The organism is Amaricoccus sp. (assembly GCF_017995835.1).
Taxonomy (GTDB): Bacteria; Pseudomonadota; Alphaproteobacteria; order Rhodobacterales; family Rhodobacteraceae; genus Amaricoccus.
Window position 1 is genome coordinate 1 of sequence record NZ_JAGOID010000071.1, and the last position, 16,405, is coordinate 16,405.

A 16,405-nucleotide genomic window follows, 5' to 3' on the forward strand; every position below is an offset into this window, starting at 1 on the left:
CACCATCGACGGGTGCCAGGCCGAGTACGTCCTCGTCCCCGACGCCATGGCGAACCTCGCGCCGGTGCCCGACGAGCTGACCGACGAGCAGGTGCTGATGTGCCCAGACATCATGTCGACGGGCTTCGTCGGCGCCGAGAACGGCGGCATCCGCATCGGCGACACCGTGGCGGTCTTCGCCCAGGGGCCGATCGGCCTCTGCGCCACCGCGGGCGCGAAGCTCCTCGGCGCCACCCGCATCATCGCCGTCGACGCCGTGCCGGCGCGCATGGAGGTGGCGAGGCGGCTCGGGGCCGACGAGGTGGTGAACTTCCGTGAGACCGACCCGGCCAAGGCGATCCTCGAGCTGACCGACGGCCGCGGCGTCGACGTCGCGATCGAGGCGCTCGGAACCCAGGCGACCTTCGAGGCGGCCCTGCGCGTCTTGAGGCCCGGCGGCACGCTCTCGAGTCTCGGCGTCTACTCGACCGACCTGAAGATCCCGCTCGACGCCTTCGCCGCGGGCCTCGGCGACCACACCATCAGGACCGCGCTCTGCCCCGGCGGCAAGGAGCGGATGCGTCGCATGATGGCGGTGATCGGCTCGGGCCGGGTCGACCTGAAGCCGTTGGTCACCCACCGCTACAAGCTCGACGACATCGAGGCCGCCTACGATCTCTTCGCCAACCAGCGCGACGGCGTCCTCAAGGTCGCGATCACCAGCTGACGCCCGCCCGTCGCGGTCTCGCCCTCCGGTCCGGGCCCCGAGGCCGGACCACCGTCGCCGCCCCGATCAGCCGGGAACGACCGCCGGCTCCGGCCGGCCGGCGACGCCGAGCGGCCGGGCGAAGGCCATCCCCGCCGCCGGCCCCGCCGCGCGCTCGCCGGCGCGCGTTGCCTCCTGTGCCGAGACGACGAAGTGCGTCGCGGAATCGCCGCCCTCGAAGGCCGGGCAGGAGAGCCGCCCGGCCGGAAGCCGACAGCCGCCGCCGCTCCGGGCGCCACGCCTCGCCGAACTCGCTGCGCCGCGCGTCGAACGTCGTCGCCTCAGCCCATCCTCTCCGAGGCATAGGAGCCGGGCGAGGCCGGGAACACCACCGTCTTGTTGCCGTTCAGGAACGCCCGGTGATGGATGTGGGCATGGATCGCGCGGGCGAGCACCTGCGCCTCCACGTCGCGCCCGAGGCTCACATAGTCGTCGGGCGACTGGGCGTGTGTCACCCGCACGGTGTCCTGCTCGATGATCGGCCCCTCGTCGAGATCGGCCGTGACGTAATGCGCCGTCGCCCCGATGAGCTTCACCCCGCGCTCGAAGGCCTGCCGGTAGGGATTCGCCCCCTTGAAGCTCGGCAGGAACGAATGATGGATGTTGATGATCCGTCCCGACATCCGCGCGCAGAAGCCGTCCGACAGCACCTGCATGTAGCGGGCGAGCACGACGAGATCCGCCCCCGTCTCCTCGACGAGCTCGGTGAGCCGCGCCTCGGCCTGCGGCTTGCGCTCGCGCGTCACCTTGACGTGGTGGAAGGGAATGTCGTGGTTTGCGACCAGCTTCTGGTAGGCCATGTGGTTCGACACCACGCCGACGATGTCGATGGGCAGCGCTCCGATCCGCCAGCGGTAGAGCAGGTCGTTGAGGCAGTGCCCGAAGTTCGACACCATGACCAGCGTGCGCATCCGCTCGCCCTCGTCATGCATCGCCCAGGCCATCGCGAAGGGCTCCGCCACCGCCGCGAAGCCGTCGCGCAGGTCGGGCAGCGTCGCGCCGGTCTCGGCGGCGAAGGAGATGCGGGTGAAGAACTTCCCCGTCTCGCTGTCGTCGAACTGCGCGGCGTCGGTGATGTTGCATCCCCGCTCGGCGAGATAGGTCGAGATCGCCGCGACGATCCCGCGCCGCGAGGCGCATTGCACGGTCAGGACGTAGGAAGGCTGGGTCACGGGCGGGCGCCTCGACGAAGGAACGGCGCCCCCCTATAGCGCGCCCCGGGCGCCGGATGCGACCCGCCCGCGACCTCCGATGCGCCGAAGGCGTCAAGACCTTCCACACCGCACGCTCGGGCGCCGCAGCGGCGTGATCGCCCCGCCTGGCGAGGCGCAGGAACGAGCATGATTGACGCCATTCGATTGGCTCCTAGGATCAAATGGTTGAACGCGGCGGCGCCGCAACCTCGCGGAGTTCCTCCATGTCCCATCCCGCCCTCGTTCCCGGCTCCGTGGCCGTCGTCACCGGCGGCGCCTCCGGCATCGGCCTCGCCGCGGCGCTGCGCTTCGCGGCGCTGGGGCTGCGCGTCTGCGTCGCCGATCTCGGACCCGAGAAGCTCGGCGCCGCCGCGGACGCGCTCGCCGCCGTCGCGCCGGGGGGCGCGGAGGACGTGCTGGCCGCCGACGCCTCGGTGGCGCGGCCCGAGGACATGGACCGTCTCGCCGCAAGCATCGACGCCGCCTGGGGCGGGACGGACGTGCTGATGCTGAACGCGGGCGTGCAGCCGGGGTCCAGCGTCTTCGGGCCGATCGAGGACTGGACCCGCGTGCTCGAGGTCAATTTCTGGGGCGTCGTCCACGGCGCGCGCGCCTTCGTGCCCGGCATGGTCGCGCGCGGGCGGCCCGGCGCGGTGATCGCCACCGGCTCCAAGCAGGGCATCACCACGCCGCCGGGCGATCCCGCCTACAACGTCTCCAAGGCCGGGGTGAAGGTGTTCACCGAGGCGCTCGCGCACGAGTTGCGCAACACGCCGGGCCACGCGCTGAGCGCGCACCTGCTGATCCCCGGCTTCGTCTTCACCCCCCTCGCCGCCGGCGGGCGGACCGAGAAACCGGCCGGCGCCTGGACGGCGGACGAGACCGCAGGCTTCATGCTGGACAGGCTCGGGGCGGGGGACTTCTACATCCTCTGCCCGGACAACGACGTCGACCGCGCCCTCGACGAGAAGCGCATCGCCTGGGCGGCGGGCGACATCATCGAGAACCGCCCGCCGCTGTCGCGCTGGCACCCCGACTTCGCCGAGGCGTTCAAGGCGTTCGTGGCCGGGAGTTAGTGGCGCGCCGACCACGCCGCCCGACGTTGCGCTCGGCGCGAGAAAACGGCTGACCGACGTCGCGCGATGGGGTAGTTTGAGCGGATAACCGCCGAGACAGGCGGGACGAGGCGAACAGGAGAAACCACTTTGCGCACCCTGGCTCTGTTAGCTTGCGCCCTTGCGCTCGTCGCATGCGGCTCGCCCACGCCGCAGGCGTCGAGGTCGGTCACGACCTCCGCGCCGCGCTTTCTCGACTACGACCCGCACGACTGGACCGAGCGCACGCCGTGGCACTACCCGGTGCATGGCGTCGACGTCTCCAAGTGGCAGGGCACGATCGACTGGCCGCGGGTCCGCGCTTCGGGCGCGTCCTTCGCCTTCATCAAGGCGACCGAGGGCAAGGACCATACCGACGACCGCTTCATGGAAAACTGGCGCGCCGCCGGCGCCGCCGGCGTGCCGCGCGGCGCCTACCACTTCTACTACTTCTGCTCCTCGGCCGAGGAGCAGGCGAACTGGTTCATCCGCAACGTCCCGCGCGAGCGCGGCGCGCTGCCGCCGGTGCTCGACGTGGAATGGAACCACAAGTCGAAGACCTGCCCCTACCGACCCGCGCCCGCGATCGTGCGCGCCGAGATGGAGACCTTCCTTGCCATGGTCGCGCGCCACTACGGCCAGCGGCCGCTGGTCTACGTCCCGCCCGACTTCTTCCGCGAGAACGACCTCGCGCGGATGCAAGGCGTGACCTTCTGGCTCCGCTCCGTCGCGGGACACCCCTCGGCGGTCTATCCGGGACAGTCCTGGGGCTTCTGGCAGTACACCGGCACGGGACAGGTGCCCGGAATCGCCGGCGAGGCCGACCTCAACGCCTTCGCCGGCGGCCAGACCGAATGGCGCGCCTGGCTCGCCCGCCACACGCTCTAGGGCTTGCGGGCGGCCTTCTCGGCGATGCCGGAGGTTCCCTCGCGGCGCTCGAGTTCGGCGAGGACGTCCGCCCAGGCGACGCCGGCGGACTTGAGCATCACCTGGAGGTGGTAGAGCACGTCCGCCGCCTCGGCTGTCAGCGCCGCGCGGCTGCCCTGCGCGGCGGCGACGATGGCCTCGATGGCCTCCTCGCCGAACTTCTCGGCGCATTTGGCCGGTCCCTTCGCCAGCAGGCCGGCGGTGTGGGACGTCGCCGGATCGGCGGAGGCACGGGCCTCGATCGTGGCGGAGAGGCGCGCAAGGACGTCGGTCGCGTCGGGGGTCATATGGGGGGTCATGTCGGGCGCACCGGGATGCCGGCGGCGGCCATCGCGGCCTTGGCCTCGCCGACGGTGTGGGTTCCGAAGTGGAAGATCGAGGCGGCGAGGACCGCCGAGGCGTGACCCTCGATCACGCCCTCGACGAGGTGGCGAAGCTCGCCCACGCCGCCGGAGGCGATGACCGGGACGGGAACCGCGTCGGCGATGGCGCGCGTCAGGGGAAGGTTGTAGCCCGCCCGCGTGCCGTCGCGGTCCATCGAGGTCAGCAGGATCTCGCCGGCGCCACGGGCGGCCATGTCCCTGGCGAAGGCCACCGCGTCGATGCCGGTCGCGCGGGTGCCGCCGTGGGTGAAGATCTCCCAGCGGCCGGGGGCGACGGTCCTGGCGTCGATGGCGACGACGATGCACTGGGCGCCGAACTTGCTGGCGGCGGCGTTGATCACGTCCGGCGTCGCCACGGCGGCGGAATTGAAGCTCGCCTTGTCGGCGCCGGCGAGGAGGAGCTGGCGCACGTCCTCGGGTGTGCGCACGCCGCCGCCGACGGTGAGGGGCATGAAGCACTGCTCGGCGGTGCGGCGGGCGAGGTCGAGGAGCGTGCCGCGGTTCTCGAGGGACGCCGCGATGTCGAGGAAACAGAGTTCGTCCGCTCCCTGCGCGTCGTAGGCGCGGGCGGCCTCGACCGGGTTGCCGGCGTCGCGCAGGCCCTCGAAGTTCACGCCCTTGACGACGCGCCCGTCCTTGACGTCGAGGCAGGGGATGACGCGGACCTTGAGCATCTGGGCCTCGCGGGCTGGCGGCTGTGGCGGCGGGGATAGACGAGGCGGCGGGGGAGGTCCAGCGGCCCGGAGGCTCGCGCCTCGCGCGTTGTCGGCGGCGAGCCGGAGTCGCGGAGCGGAGATCCGGTCAACCCCAGCCACCACATGTTGGGGCTCCGGACCGAAAACCCTTCTTTCGCCCGGTTCAGGCCGCGGCGCGCAGGATGGTCTCGAGGCCGAAGCGGATCAGCAGATCGACGAGGAAGAAGAACGTCGCGAAGACGGTGGCCATGATCATCACCATGACCGTGGTCAGCCCGACCTCGCGGCGCGTCGGCCAGACCACCTTGGAGGTCTCGGCGCGGACCTGCTGGATGAATTGCAGCGGGTTGGTGCGGGCCATGCGTTCGGGCTTCCTCGATTCTACCGCGCGCTGGCAGGGGCGATAGGACTCGAACCTACGACCCTCGGTTTTGGAGACCGATGCTCTACCAACTGAGCTACACCCCTGTGCCGGCGCGCCGGGGGGAAATACGCCGCCCCGTTCCCCGATGCAAGGCCCGCGCAAGCGCCTACCCCGCTCCGCTGAAGAAGTCCGAATGCGGGTCGGAAAGGACCATCTCGCGCAGCCGCTCCCACAGGCGCCGGCGGAGCGCGGGGAAGTCCTGCGCCTCGCGCGGGTCGTGTTCCCGGCGCGGGCGGGGGAAATCGACCGCGACCTCCTCGACGATCCGGCCCGGGCGCGGCGAGAGCAGCAGCACCCGGTCGGCGAGCACCAGCGCCTCGTCGACGCTGTGGGTGACGAAGAGCACGGTCGGCCCGGACGGGCCGCCGGTGAGGTGCAGAAGCTCTGCCTGCATCAGTTCGCGCGACTGCGCATCGAGCGCGGCGAAGGGCTCGTCCATCAGCAGAAGCTCCGGCTCGACCACGAGCGCGCGGGCGAGGGCCACGCGCTGCTGCATCCCCCCCGAAAGCTCGCGCGGCCAGGCCTCGGCGAAGCGCGAGAGGCCGACGCGGGCGAGAACCCGCGCCACGCGGGCGTCGCGCTCGGCCGGGTCGAGGCGAGGCAGCGCGAAGGCGACGTTGGCCCGCACCGACTTCCACGGCAGCAGGCGATAGGACTGGAACACCATCGCCGCCGCCCGGCCGGGCACGGGCGGCGCGCCGTTCACCTGGACCTCGCCCGCGTCGGGCGCGAGGAGACCGGCGACGAGGCGCAGGAGCGAGGTCTTGCCGCAGCCGGAAGGGCCGAGCAGCACCAGCGTTTCGCCGCGGCGGGCGGTCAGGTCGATGCCTTCGAGCACCGGCCGGCCGCCGAGCGAGAGCGCGACGCCGCGGAGCGTGAGATGGGCGGCGTCGCGCAAGGGGATCAGCGGGTGGGGACGATCGCCGGATCCGGAGCGCCAATGCGGGCGATCACCGCGTCGAGAGGCGCGAGGTCGGCCCAGGCGTCGAGCGGCGCCGGCGCGATCCCGGCGAAGTCCTCGCCCTCGTGCAGCCAGGCCTGCGCCGCCTCGAGCTCGGGCGCGGAGATCCCGCCGTCGATGCTCCACGACCCGGCAAAGACTGCGGCGAGGAGCTCGAGATCGGCCACGTCCACGTCGGGCCGCGCCTTCTGCATCGCCGACACCCACTTCTTCGGATCGGCGGCGAAGTCGCGGGAGGCGAGCGTGATCGCCTCGATCACCGCCTCGACGTCCTTCCCGCGGCTCGCCAGCGTCTCGGTGCGCACGACGTTGAGCTTCGAGAGGATCGGCGCCGCGCGGTAATAGTCCTCGACGTCGACGAGCACGGAGATGGCGGGATCGTCGTCGATCGCGGTGAAGGAGCCGATCGACATGGTGGTGGCGTCGATCTGGCCGGCGAGCAGCGCCTGGGCGCGGGCCTGCGGCTGGCCGAGGGCGATCATCTCCAGTCCGGCGGGATCGACGCCGGCGGCCTCGAGCACCTTGGTCGAGAGCAGGTGGTCGACGCTGCCGATGCGGCCGATTCCGAAGCGCTTGCCGGCGAGATCGCCGACTGCGGCGAGGTCGCGCCCGGCGATCAGGTAGGGCAGCGACTTGTTCGGCGACATCACCCCGCGCAGGTCGGTCGCGCCCTGCGCGGTCGCCTGCAACAGCGCCTCCAGCGCCACGTTGGCCATCTCGCCCTCGCCGGAGCGCAGCGCCGCCATGGCGAGCGGCGTCTGCTGGACGCGGACGAACTCCACGTCGACGCCGGCGCGGTCGAAGTAGCCCTCCTGCTCGGCAAGCTCCATCACCGAGTTCGGCACCAGCGGCGCCTCCATGTCGGTGACGATCAGGCGGAACGGTTCCGCGGCCACGGGGGCGGCAAGGAGGGTCGCGAGGGCGACGACGGCGAGGCGACGTTTCATTTCATTTCTCCCTGTTTGGTCGGACGGGCCTTCTCGTCCGGTCTCATTCGCGCCCGCGCCAGCGCAGCATCCGCCGCTCCACGAGGCGCAGACCTTCGGTCATGGTGACGCCGATCGTCGCCAGCACGACGACGACGGCGAGATACTCGGCCATCTGGAACCGGCTGCCGTAGAGCGCAAGCAGCCCGCCGAGGCCGGCGACGGCGGTGTAGAGCTCCGCGACCACGGTGTTGATGAGCCCGATCGTCGCGCCGATCCGCACGCCCGCGACCAGGAAGGGCAGCGCCCCGGGCAGGACGACATGGGCGAGGATGCGCCCGTGCGAGGCCCCGGTCGCGCGGGCCATCTCGACCAGATCCGGGTCTGCGGCGCGCACGCCGGCATAGGCGTTCAGGATCACCGGCATCACGGCGCCGAGGAAGACCACCAGCACCTTGGCCTCGAAGCCGAGGCCGAGGAGCACGATGATCAGCGGAATGAAGGCGACGCGCGGCGTGGCGGCGAGGCCGTGGACATAAATGTCGAGCGTGCGGCCGACCGGCCTGACCATCCCCATCAGCGCCCCGAGCGCGATCCCGACGACGACGGCGACGCCGGTTCCTGCCAGATAGATGGAGAGGCTCTCCCCGAGCGCGGGCCAGAGGCTGCCGCCGACGGCGAGCCGACCGAGGGCCAGCGCCACCTCGAACGGCGAGGCGAAGAGGCCGCCCGGCGCGGCGTTGGCGGCGAGTTGCCAGAAGACGAGCACAACGGCGAGGAAGCCGAGCCGCAGCGCAGCCACGAGCCCCACGCCGCCCGGCGCGGCGGCGGACTGCGTCCGCTCGAGCGGCGGCGGCAGGAAGCGTGCCTCGGCCATGCCCGTTTGTCGGCCATCCCCGCGGCCCGCGCAAGCGGCCGCGGGCGCGCACCCCTTCAACCAATCGGCGGATGGCGGGACGCGGCCGCGGGCGGACGATGCGCGGCGTCCCTCCCCCCTTTGGCTGAATGGACGCAAACTGCCGTCCGGGTGGAGACTGCCGCGCACAAGAACCCACGAGGGAGGGCCTCGCATGACTTACGAGAACGTCAGGATACATCCCGCGGTCGACGGGGGCGTGAAGAAGGGCTCCCCCAGCTTCTCGGGCGGCACGCTCAGCTGCAAGTGCGCGACCGACAAGGTCGAGGTGAAGGTCGGCGCGCAGACCGCGCACAACCACGTCTGCGGCTGCACCAAGTGCTGGAAGCCGGAAGGCGCGATTTTCAGCCAGGTCGCCGTCGTGGGCCGCGACAGCGTCACCGTCACCAGCAACGGCCAGAAGCTCAAGATCGTCAACGAGGCGGCGCCGATCCAGCGCCACGCCTGCACCGGCTGCGGCGTGCACATGTACGGCCGCATCGAGAACAAGGAGCATCCGTTCTACGGGCTCGACTTCGTCCACACCGAACTGTCGGGCGAGAGCGGGTGGTCCGAGCCGCAGTTCGCCGCGTTCGTCTCGTCGATCATCGAGTCGGGCGTCGATCCGTCGCGGATGGAGGGCGTCCGCGGCCGGCTGAAGGAGCTCGGCCTCGAGCCCTACGACTGCCTGTCGCCGCCGCTGATGGACGCCATCGCGACCCACGTCGCCAAGAAGTCGGGCGCGCTTCCCGCCTGATCCTGTCGCCGGTCGGCCGCCGTCCAGGGGCGCGCGGCCGGCCGGCGCCCGTGTAGAATGCCTGACCGCATCCGCGGCCGCCGGAACCGACCTGAAGGAGAATGCCCATGCGAACGCGCGCCGCCGTGGCCGTCGCCGCCGGAAAGCCGCTGGAGATCATGGAGGTGAACCTCGAGGGGCCGAAGGCCGGCGAGGTCCTCGTCGAGATCAAGGCGACGGGGCTCTGCCACACCGACGAGTTCACCCTGTCCGGCGCCGACCCGGAGGGCCTGTTCCCGGCGATCCTCGGGCACGAGGGCGCGGGCGTCGTCGTCGACGTCGGCCCGGGCGTGACGAGCGTCAGGAAGGGCGACCACGTCATCCCGCTCTACACGCCCGAATGCCGGGAATGCCCGTCCTGCCTGAGCCAGAAGACCAACCTCTGCACCGCGATCCGCGGCACCCAGGGCCAGGGACTGATGCCGGACGGAACCAGCCGGTTCTCCACCCTCGATGGCGAGCCGATCCTGCACTACATGGGCTGCTCGACCTTCTCGAACTTCACCGTGCTGCCGGAGATCGCGGTGGCGAAGATCCGCGAGGACGCGCCGTTCGACAAGATCTGCTACATCGGCTGCGGCGTCACCACCGGTATCGGCGCGGTCATCAACACCGCGAAGGTCGAGATCGGGGCCAAGGCGGTGGTGTTCGGGCTCGGCGGCATCGGGCTCAACGTCATCCAGGGCCTGAAGATGGCCGGGGCCGACATGATCATCGGCGTCGACCTCAACAACGACAAGAAGGAATGGGGCGAGCGGTTCGGGATGACGCACTTCGTCAACCCCAAGGAGGTCGAGGGTTCGATCGTCCCGCACATCGTCAACATGACCAAGACCAAGGCCGACCAGATCGGCGGGGCGGACTACAGCTTCGACTGCACCGGCAACGTCAAGGTGATGCGCGACGCGCTGGAATGCACCCATCGCGGCTGGGGCAAGTCGGTGGTGATCGGCGTCGCGCCGGCGGGGGCCGAGATTGCGACGCGACCGTTCCAGCTCGTCACCGGGCGGCAGTGGCTCGGCACCGCCTTCGGCGGCGCGCGGGGGCGGACCGACGTTCCGAAGATCGTCGACTGGTACATGGACGGCAAGATCCAGATTGACCCGCTGATCACCCACCTGCTGAGGCTCGAGGACATCAACAAGGGCTTCGACCTGATGCACGCGGGCGAGTCGATCCGGTCGGTGGTGATCTATTGACGCGCCGGGGGCAGGTTGGCCCCCGGTCCCCCGGTTACCCAAGCGGCGGGAATCGCTCGGTTAACCGAGGTGAACGGGCTGCACGTCCCATGCGCCTGTCGTCGCGGGAGGGCCCGAAGGTTGACGGGGTTGACGCGCCGGGGTCGCGACGTCAGCCGCCGGCCATCCAGCGGCGGATCGCCTCGGCGGTTCGCAGATAGTGGTCGGGCGCCGCGGTCCGGAGAACGTCCAGCGCCGCGTCGATCGCCGCCAGCCGCGGGCCCACGGGGTTGCCCGGTCCGGTCGGCGATCGTTGCGAGCGCGAGGTTCGCGTGCGTCTTCGCCCAGTCGAGCGGCGTGCGCTCGGGAGTATTCCTCCAGCGCGGCGCGGCAGGCGGCGACCCACACGAGCAAGGTCGCCTCGTCGATCACCCATGCTTGTCAGCCCGACCACGCCCCCGTGGCGCCAGACGCCACAAGGCAGCGCGCCGTCGGCCGGGCTCGCCGGCGGCGCGGTCAGGTGTCGGCCGAGACCAGCCCGTCGAGCAGCCGCAGCGCCTCGCTGACGGTCACGTGCTTCTGCGCCTGCGCCCGCCAAGGGACGGCGCCGCCATCGCCGACGCCTGTTGCCGAGCCCGACGGGCTTCGCCCCCGGCGGCGCCCGGCCTACGCGCTCGCCGGGGCGGCGAGGCCGAGGCGGGCCGAAAGCGCGGCGCGAAGCGCGCGCCGCTCGGGGGTGTCGCGCGCGACCCGGCTCGAGTAGAGCGTCGCCTGGCTGCGCAGGATCACCCCGTCGTCGAGGACGCGCAGGTGGTTGTCGCGCAGCGTCTCGCCGGTGCTGGTGATGTCGACGATCGCCTCGGCCGCGAGGTTCTTGACGCTTGCCTCCGTCGCGCCGGCGCTGTCCACCAGTGCATAGTCGGCGACGCCGTGGCGGCGAAAGAACTCCCGCGCCAGCCGCCGGTACTTGGTCGCCACCCGGAGCCGGCGGCCGTGGCGGGCGCGGAACGCGGCGGCCACGGCGTCGAGATCGGACATGTCGCGCACGTCGATCCAGAACGCCGGCGCGGCGACGACGAGGTCGGCGAAGCCGAAGCCCATCTCCGCCAGCTCCTCCAGCCGCTCGGCCCAGGAGGGGATCTCCTCGCGCACGAGGTCCTGCCCGGTGACGCCGAGGTCGAGCCGCCCCGCCGCGAGTTCGCCCGGGATCTCCGCCGCGGCGAGCAGGACGAGCGACAGCTCCGGCGCGCCCTCGACCCGGCCGGCGTACTCGCGTCCGGCCCCGGACCGCGCGATCGTGACGCCGCGCGCGCCGAACCAGGCGATCGTCTCGTCCTGAAGCCGCCCCTTCGACGGGATGCCGAGCTTCAGCCGCATCACGTGGCCCCCTCGGTCAGCGCCGCCAACGCCTCCGGCCGCACGATCCCGCCGACCGCCGGCACGCCGCGCCCGCCGCCGAGGATGGCGGTGAGCGTGTCATAGCGCCCGCCGCTGGCGATCGGCGGCAGGTCCGGGCGTCCGCGCGCCACGGCGCCGAACACGAAGCCGTCGTAGTATTCGAGCGTCGTCCGCCCGAAGCTGCCCTCGAAGCGCAACTCGCCCGGCTCGACCCCGCGCGCCGCGATGGCGTCGAGGCGCGCGTCGAGCCGGGCGGCCGCGGGTGCGAGCCCGGGCAGGCCGCGCGCGATCTCGCGCAGCCGGCCCAGCGCCGCCGGGGCAGGGCCGGCGACGCCGAGGACCGCCTCGAGTCCCGCGACCGCGGCCGGGTCGAGCGGCGGGGTCGCGGCCTCGATGCGCAGCCGCTCCAGACGGTCGAGCACCTCGTCCTCGCCGCGCGCGCCGACCGGCGCGCCGGCGGCGGCCATCAGCGCCCCGGCCCGCCCGGCCGCGACCGCGGCGATGAGCCCGGCCCGGCCGGCGGCGACGTCCCCCTGCCGCGCCCCGTAGCGCTCCAGCATCACGTGAAAGCGCGCCGGCCGCCACAGGTGCCGCCGCAGCGCCGCCTTGCGCGCGTCGGTGGTGTCGAGCGCGTCGATCACCGCGAGCGGCAGGCCGAGATCGCCGACCACGAGGTCGACCGGAGCCTCGCCGAGGGCGTCGAGGACGCGCCGCAACGCCTCGGCGTCCGCCGCCGCCGGATCGTCCGCGCCGAAAAGCTCCACGCCGGCCTGGAGATATTCCCGCGCCCGATCCGAACCGCCGTCCTGGCGCCGCCAGACCGGACCGCAATAGACGTAGGCCCCCCGCGCCCGCCCGGTCTCCATGTGGAGCCCGACGATCGGAACGGTGAAGTCGGGCCGCAGCATCATCTCGGCGCCGTCGTCGGCGGTCACGAACGCCCGCGCCCGGATGTCCTCGCCGTAGAGGTCGAGCAGGACGTCGGCCGGCTGCAATGCGGCAAGCTCCACGTAATCGGCCCCGCGCCCGAGCGCCGCCACGATGCGCGCCACCTCCGCCCCGAGCCGGGCGAGCCCCGGACCGAGACGGGCCGCGTGCGGGCAGGGCCGGTCGGCGACCATCAGCGGTCCGCCCGGGCCAGCATCTCCCGGACCGCCGCCACGAGCCCGCCGCGCGGGGCCTCGACCTGCGCGGGCTGGGCCTTCCAGGCCTCGTGGTCGGCGATCTCGGCGGAGAGCCGGGCCCCGAGGGCGAGGTCCTTGAGCTGCACGACGCCGCGCGCGCGCTCGTCCTCGCCGGCGATGATCGCCACCGGCGCGCGACGCTGGTCGGCGTACTTGAGCTGCCTGCCGACATTGCCGCCGCCGAGGAACACCTCGGCGCGGACGCCGGCGGCGCGCAGCTCGGCCGCCATCGCCTGATAGTCGGCCATCGCGGCCCGGTCCATCACCGTGACCACGACCGGCCCCGGCTCCGCGCCGCCGCCGAGCCCCTTCGCAGCCAGCGCCGCCAGCAGCCTGTCGACCCCGATCGAAACGCCGGTCGCCGGCACGGCCTGCCCGGTGAAGCGTTTCACCAGGTCGTCGTAGCGGCCGCCGCCGGCCACCGAGCCGAACTGTCGCGGGCGCCCCTTGTCGTCGAGGATCTCGAAGGTGAGCTCCGCCTCGCAGACCGGCCCGGTGTAGTAGCCGAGCCCGCGCACCACGGCGGGGTCGATGACGATCCGGTCGGAGCCGTAGCCCTGCGCCTCCAGAAGCTCGGCGATGGCCGCGAGTTCCGCCACGCCCTCGGCGCCGACCGCCGAGCCGGCCACGATCTCACCGAGACGGGCGCAGGTCCCGGCCGCATCGGCGCGCCGGGCCCCGGTCAGCCCGAGGATGCGCGCCGCCTGCTCGTCGGAAAGGCCGGCGCCCGGGGTGAAGTCGCCGCTCTCGTCGCGCCGTCCGGGTCCGAGCAGGGCGCGGACGCCGTCCGCGCCGAGCCGGTCGAGCTTGTCGACCGCGCGCATGACGATCCCGCGCCGCCCGGCGTCGGCCTCCGGGTCGGCGGGATCGAGCAGCCCCGCGGCCTCCAGCGCGCCGTTCAGCACCTTGCGGTCGTTGATCCGCACGACATAGTCGCCGCGCGCGATCCCGGCCGCCTCCAGCGCATCCGCGAGCATCGCCGCCATCTCCGCGTCGGCCGCCACCGAGGCGGCGCCAACGGTATCGGCGTCGCACTGGGTGAACTGGCGGAACCGCCCCGGCCCCGGCTTCTCGTTGCGCCAGACCGGCCCGACCTGATAGCGCCGGTACGGCGTCGGCAGGCTCATGCGGTGCTGGGCGTAGACACGCGCCAGCGGCGCCGTCAGGTCGTAGCGCAGCGCCAGCCAGCCCTCGTCGGGGTCGTCCCAGGCGAAGACGCCGCCCTGCGGCCGGTCGACGTCGGGAAGGTGCTTGCCGAGCGCCTCCAGCGTCTCGACGGCGCTCGTCTCCAGCGGGTCGAAGCCGTAGCGATGGTAGACCTCGGTGATACGGTCGAGCATCGCGGCCCGGCTCCGCACCTCGGCCCCGAACCAGTCGCGGAAGCCGCGCGGCGTCTCGGCGCGCGGGCGACGGGGTTTCGCTTCCTTGTCCTTCGGCATCGGACCCTCCGGTTCGCGCGGCCCTTAGCCGATGGGCTCCGCTGCGGCAAGCGCGGGCCGGGAAGGGGTGAACAGCGCCGGCGCCGCAAATCCCCCTTCAGGCATTCATACTGGCAGAAACCCTATCGAGCAGGCGCCTCCCCGCCAAAGGGCGGGGAGCAGCAAAGGACTCGCGGCCGCTTGCGGCCGCTCCGCCAGGTCGGCCGCAAAGGCGGCCGACCGTCAGCGCCGTCCGAGCGGGACCCCCTTGCGGGGTCCTCGAGGACGGCGCTCTCCCCGGGCCGCGGATTCAGACCGCGCGCTCGGCGGCCTTGGCCGCGTCCCAGAGCGCGTCCATCTCGGCGAGGTCGGATTGCTCGGGGGTGCGTCCGCGGCCGGCCAGCGCCGCCTCGATCGCGTGGAAGCGGCGGGTGAACTTGGCGTTCGCGGCGCGCAGCGCCGCCTCCGGGTCGATCTCCAGATGGCGCGCGAGGTTGGCGATCACGAAGAGGAGGTCGCCGAACTCCTCCCCGACCTTGTCCGCGTCGCCGCCGTCGCGGGCCTCGACCAGCTCCGCCGTCTCCTCGGCGATCTTGTCGAGCACCGCGCCGGCATCGGGCCAGTCGAAGCCGACACGGGCGGCGCGGTGCTGGAGCTTGACCGCCCGCGTCAGCGCCGGCAGGCCCATCGCCACGCCGTCGAGCGCGCTCGGGCGCGTCGGCCGGGCGGCGCGCTCGGCCGCCTTGATCGCCTCCCAGTCGCGGGTCTGCTCGGCCGCGGTCTTGTTGCGGCTCGCGTCGCCGAAAACGTGCGGATGCCGGCGGATCATCTTGTCGGAGACGCCGCGCGCCACCTCGTCTAAGCCGAAATGGCCGGCCTCGCGCGCCATCTGGGCATGGTAGACCACCTGCAACAGCAGATCGCCCAGTTCGTCACGCAACTCGCCCATCGCGCCGCGCTCGATCGCGTCGGCGACCTCATAGGCCTCCTCGATCGTGTAGGGGGCGATGGAGGCGAAGTCCTGCTCGAGATCCCAGGGGCAGCCCCGCTCGGGATGGCGCAGGCGCGCCATGATCGCGACCAGCCGGGGCAGGCCGCCGTCGGGGTCGAGGATGAGCGGGTCGTCGTCGGGCTCGGCCATGGCGGGCGCCACCCTAGCGGCCGGCACGGCCGGGCGAAAGGGGCGGCCAACTGGCGTCGATCGACCGCGCCAGAACCCCGCCTGATCGTCCGGGGCCGCCCGGATCGCCGCCCGGCTTCGTCCGGGCGGCGGCGCTTTTTCGGTCGACACGACGGAACGGACGGGGCAGGAGCGGTTCAGCCACGCGGCCTTCGGCCCGACGCCAGCCCACCGATCGCCGGAGAAGAAACGTGGAGATCCCGATGACCGATGCCGCCCACCTGCACGCCGTCGCCGAGGTGCGCACCGCCCATGCGAAGCGCTACATGGGCCAGCTCTGCAAGCATTTCGCCCACAAGGTTCCGGCCGAGGTCGGCGAGACCGACGCGACCGTGTCCTTTCCCTTCGGGACGCTGCGCGCCCGGGCGGAGGGGGACATCCTGACCCTCGACGTCGCGGCCGCCCCGGACGACCTCGCCCGCATCGAGGACGTGGTCGCGAGCCACCTCCTGCGCTTCGCCTTCCGCGAGGAGATCGCGGTCGACTGGCGCCCCGTCTGATACCGGCGGGCTCATGAAACGACTCGCGGACCTTTTTGAGCCTTAGCACTTTTATCGTGTGTACTCAGGTAGTTACCCTACCTATCACGCGTGTTAGCCCGTGCTGCGCCGGGTGGCCTGGTAGTCTCGCCGGTATGATGCGAACGTTCCGGGCGCCGGTCCCGCGCCGAAGTCTTGTCGAACCCTGAAAAAGTGGCAAGGCTGATTCCAGCCGCGCTCCAGCCGGACAGAATCACGCCTTTTCAGCATCTTGTCGCTCTTCGCCCAAGCGAGCGGGTTTCGCTAGCTCCCGACTTCGGGGCCGGGGCAGGGGAGAGGCGCCGTGTCGATCCGGTCGAGCGTCAGCCGGAAGCCGGCATCCTCGGCGCCCTCGACGAGAGCGGCGACGTGGCCCGCGCCCGTGTCGATGAAATGCCAGCAGATCGCGCCCTCGGTCCCCTCGTAGGCGAAGCAGATCCGGTCCCCGTCGGCCCGCCAGGCGCCGCGCTGGCAGGCGTCCGCGGCAAAG

At 72.3% G+C, this 16,405-nt stretch carries 17 protein-coding genes, 1 tRNA gene and 1 pseudogene; 6 read left to right on the top strand and 13 right to left on the bottom strand.

Annotation, left to right across the window (positions count from 1 at the left end; genetic code table 11):
* Positions 1–706: zinc-binding dehydrogenase (locus KBA23_RS11505; RefSeq protein WP_290740983.1), on the top strand; the 706-nt coding region annotated here is incomplete at its 5' end.
* Positions 707–1,026: 320 nt separating this feature from the next.
* On the opposite strand, the gene purU is transcribed toward KBA23_RS11505, so the two are convergent.
* Positions 1,027–1,917 (bottom strand): formyltetrahydrofolate deformylase, encoded by an 891-nt coding sequence (purU, locus tag KBA23_RS11510; RefSeq protein WP_290740986.1) that lies wholly within the window; start codon positions 1,915–1,917, stop codon positions 1,027–1,029.
* Between the two features lie 245 nt (positions 1,918–2,162).
* Between purU and KBA23_RS11515 the strand changes: the two genes are divergently transcribed.
* Both KBA23_RS11515 and KBA23_RS11520 read left to right on the top strand, forming a co-directional pair.
* Complete coding sequence (locus KBA23_RS11515) at positions 2,163–3,014, top strand: SDR family NAD(P)-dependent oxidoreductase (RefSeq protein ID WP_290740989.1); 852 nt, start codon at positions 2,163–2,165, stop codon at positions 3,012–3,014.
* Between the two features lie 129 nt (positions 3,015–3,143).
* A complete protein-coding gene (locus tag KBA23_RS11520) occupies positions 3,144–3,920 on the top strand; it encodes a GH25 family lysozyme (protein WP_290740992.1) in 777 nt (258 codons plus the stop codon).
* Here KBA23_RS11520 and KBA23_RS11525 read toward each other — a convergent pair.
* The 7 genes from KBA23_RS11525 to KBA23_RS11555 all read right to left on the bottom strand — a co-directional run bounded on the left by KBA23_RS11525 (position 3,917) and on the right by KBA23_RS11555 (position 8,225).
* Positions 3,917–4,258: a phosphoribosyl-ATP diphosphatase gene (locus KBA23_RS11525; RefSeq protein ID WP_290740994.1), complete on the bottom strand. Its 342-nt coding sequence runs from the start codon at positions 4,256–4,258 to the stop codon at positions 3,917–3,919. The two genes, KBA23_RS11520 and KBA23_RS11525, sit on opposite strands and share 4 nt — an antisense overlap.
* The gene (gene hisF / locus KBA23_RS11530; RefSeq protein WP_290740996.1) at positions 4,255–5,016 is read right to left on the bottom strand and encodes an imidazole glycerol phosphate synthase subunit HisF; all 762 of its coding nucleotides are present in this window, start codon (positions 5,014–5,016) and stop codon (positions 4,255–4,257) included. The genes KBA23_RS11525 and hisF overlap by 4 nt, the downstream gene beginning before the upstream one ends.
* Positions 5,017–5,200: 184 nt before the next feature.
* Entirely contained in the window at positions 5,201–5,398 is a 198-nt protein-coding gene (secE, locus tag KBA23_RS11535; RefSeq protein WP_290740998.1) for a preprotein translocase subunit SecE, read from the bottom strand.
* 31 nt (positions 5,399–5,429) lie between these two features.
* Positions 5,430–5,505, bottom strand: a tRNA-Trp gene (locus KBA23_RS11540).
* A gap of 62 nt (positions 5,506–5,567) precedes the next feature.
* Positions 5,568–6,359: an ABC transporter ATP-binding protein gene (locus KBA23_RS11545; protein WP_290741000.1), complete on the bottom strand. Its 792-nt coding sequence runs from the start codon at positions 6,357–6,359 to the stop codon at positions 5,568–5,570.
* A gap of 5 nt (positions 6,360–6,364) precedes the next feature.
* On the bottom strand, positions 6,365–7,369 hold the full coding sequence (locus KBA23_RS11550; protein WP_290741003.1) for an ABC transporter substrate-binding protein: 1,005 nt from the start codon (positions 7,367–7,369) through the stop codon (positions 6,365–6,367).
* 43 nt (positions 7,370–7,412) lie between these two features.
* Positions 7,413–8,225, bottom strand: coding sequence for an ABC transporter permease (locus tag KBA23_RS11555; RefSeq protein ID WP_290741006.1), 813 nt, complete (start codon positions 8,223–8,225; stop codon positions 7,413–7,415).
* 193 nt (positions 8,226–8,418) lie between these two features.
* Between KBA23_RS11555 and gfa the strand changes: the two genes are divergently transcribed.
* The gene (gene gfa / locus KBA23_RS11560; protein WP_290741009.1) at positions 8,419–9,000 is read left to right on the top strand and encodes an S-(hydroxymethyl)glutathione synthase; all 582 of its coding nucleotides are present in this window, start codon (positions 8,419–8,421) and stop codon (positions 8,998–9,000) included.
* A 107-nt stretch (positions 9,001–9,107) separates the two neighbouring features.
* Entirely contained in the window at positions 9,108–10,238 is a 1,131-nt protein-coding gene (locus tag KBA23_RS11565) for an S-(hydroxymethyl)glutathione dehydrogenase/class III alcohol dehydrogenase (RefSeq protein WP_290741012.1), read from the top strand.
* A gap of 645 nt (positions 10,239–10,883) precedes the next feature.
* Here KBA23_RS11565 and hisG read toward each other — a convergent pair.
* The 4 genes from hisG to mazG all read right to left on the bottom strand — a co-directional run bounded on the left by hisG (position 10,884) and on the right by mazG (position 15,358).
* On the bottom strand, positions 10,884–11,594 hold the full coding sequence (gene hisG / locus KBA23_RS11570) for an ATP phosphoribosyltransferase (RefSeq protein ID WP_290741014.1): 711 nt from the start codon (positions 11,592–11,594) through the stop codon (positions 10,884–10,886).
* Entirely contained in the window at positions 11,594–12,736 is a 1,143-nt protein-coding gene (locus tag KBA23_RS11575; protein ID WP_290741017.1) for an ATP phosphoribosyltransferase regulatory subunit, read from the bottom strand. The genes hisG and KBA23_RS11575 overlap by 1 nt, the downstream gene beginning before the upstream one ends.
* Positions 12,736–14,238, bottom strand: a complete 1,503-nt coding sequence (gene hisS / locus KBA23_RS11580) for a histidine--tRNA ligase (protein ID WP_290741020.1) — start codon at positions 14,236–14,238, stop codon at positions 12,736–12,738. The genes KBA23_RS11575 and hisS overlap by 1 nt, the downstream gene beginning before the upstream one ends.
* A 289-nt stretch (positions 14,239–14,527) precedes the next feature.
* On the bottom strand, positions 14,528–15,358 hold the full coding sequence (gene mazG / locus KBA23_RS11585; protein WP_290741023.1) for a nucleoside triphosphate pyrophosphohydrolase: 831 nt from the start codon (positions 15,356–15,358) through the stop codon (positions 14,528–14,530).
* Positions 15,359–15,600: 242 nt separating this feature from the next.
* Between mazG and KBA23_RS11590 the strand changes: the two genes are divergently transcribed.
* Complete coding sequence (locus KBA23_RS11590; protein ID WP_290741026.1) at positions 15,601–15,897, top strand: DUF2218 domain-containing protein; 297 nt, start codon at positions 15,601–15,603, stop codon at positions 15,895–15,897.
* A 282-nt stretch (positions 15,898–16,179) separates the two neighbouring features.
* Here KBA23_RS11590 and KBA23_RS11595 read toward each other — a convergent pair.
* Positions 16,180–16,405, bottom strand: a pseudogene (locus tag KBA23_RS11595) (hypothetical protein); the annotation flags it as partial.

Bases quoted from the DNA above. Each gene is read 5' to 3' on its own strand.
- KBA23_RS11565 (WP_290741012.1), top strand. From the start codon at position 9,108: ATGCGAACGCGCGCCGCCGTGGCCGTCGCCGCCGGAAAGCCGCTGGAG.
- KBA23_RS11550 (WP_290741003.1), bottom strand. From the start codon at position 7,369: ATGAAACGTCGCCTCGCCGTCGTCGCCCTCGCGACCCTCCTTGCCGCC.
- KBA23_RS11590 (WP_290741026.1), top strand. From the start codon at position 15,601: ATGACCGATGCCGCCCACCTGCACGCCGTCGCCGAGGTGCGCACCGCC.
- KBA23_RS11555 (WP_290741006.1), bottom strand. From the start codon at position 8,225: ATGGCCGAGGCACGCTTCCTGCCGCCGCCGCTCGAGCGGACGCAGTCC.
- secE (WP_290740998.1), bottom strand. From the start codon at position 5,398: ATGGCCCGCACCAACCCGCTGCAATTCATCCAGCAGGTCCGCGCCGAG.
- hisG (WP_290741014.1), bottom strand. From the start codon at position 11,594: ATGCGGCTGAAGCTCGGCATCCCGTCGAAGGGGCGGCTTCAGGACGAG.
- KBA23_RS11575 (WP_290741017.1), bottom strand. From the start codon at position 12,736: ATGGTCGCCGACCGGCCCTGCCCGCACGCGGCCCGTCTCGGTCCGGGG.
- KBA23_RS11525 (WP_290740994.1), bottom strand. From the start codon at position 4,258: ATGACCCCCCATATGACCCCCGACGCGACCGACGTCCTTGCGCGCCTC.
- hisS (WP_290741020.1), bottom strand. From the start codon at position 14,238: ATGCCGAAGGACAAGGAAGCGAAACCCCGTCGCCCGCGCGCCGAGACG.
- gfa (WP_290741009.1), top strand. From the start codon at position 8,419: ATGACTTACGAGAACGTCAGGATACATCCCGCGGTCGACGGGGGCGTG.
- KBA23_RS11515 (WP_290740989.1), top strand. From the start codon at position 2,163: ATGTCCCATCCCGCCCTCGTTCCCGGCTCCGTGGCCGTCGTCACCGGC.
- mazG (WP_290741023.1), bottom strand. From the start codon at position 15,358: ATGGCCGAGCCCGACGACGACCCGCTCATCCTCGACCCCGACGGCGGC.
- hisF (WP_290740996.1), bottom strand. From the start codon at position 5,016: ATGCTCAAGGTCCGCGTCATCCCCTGCCTCGACGTCAAGGACGGGCGC.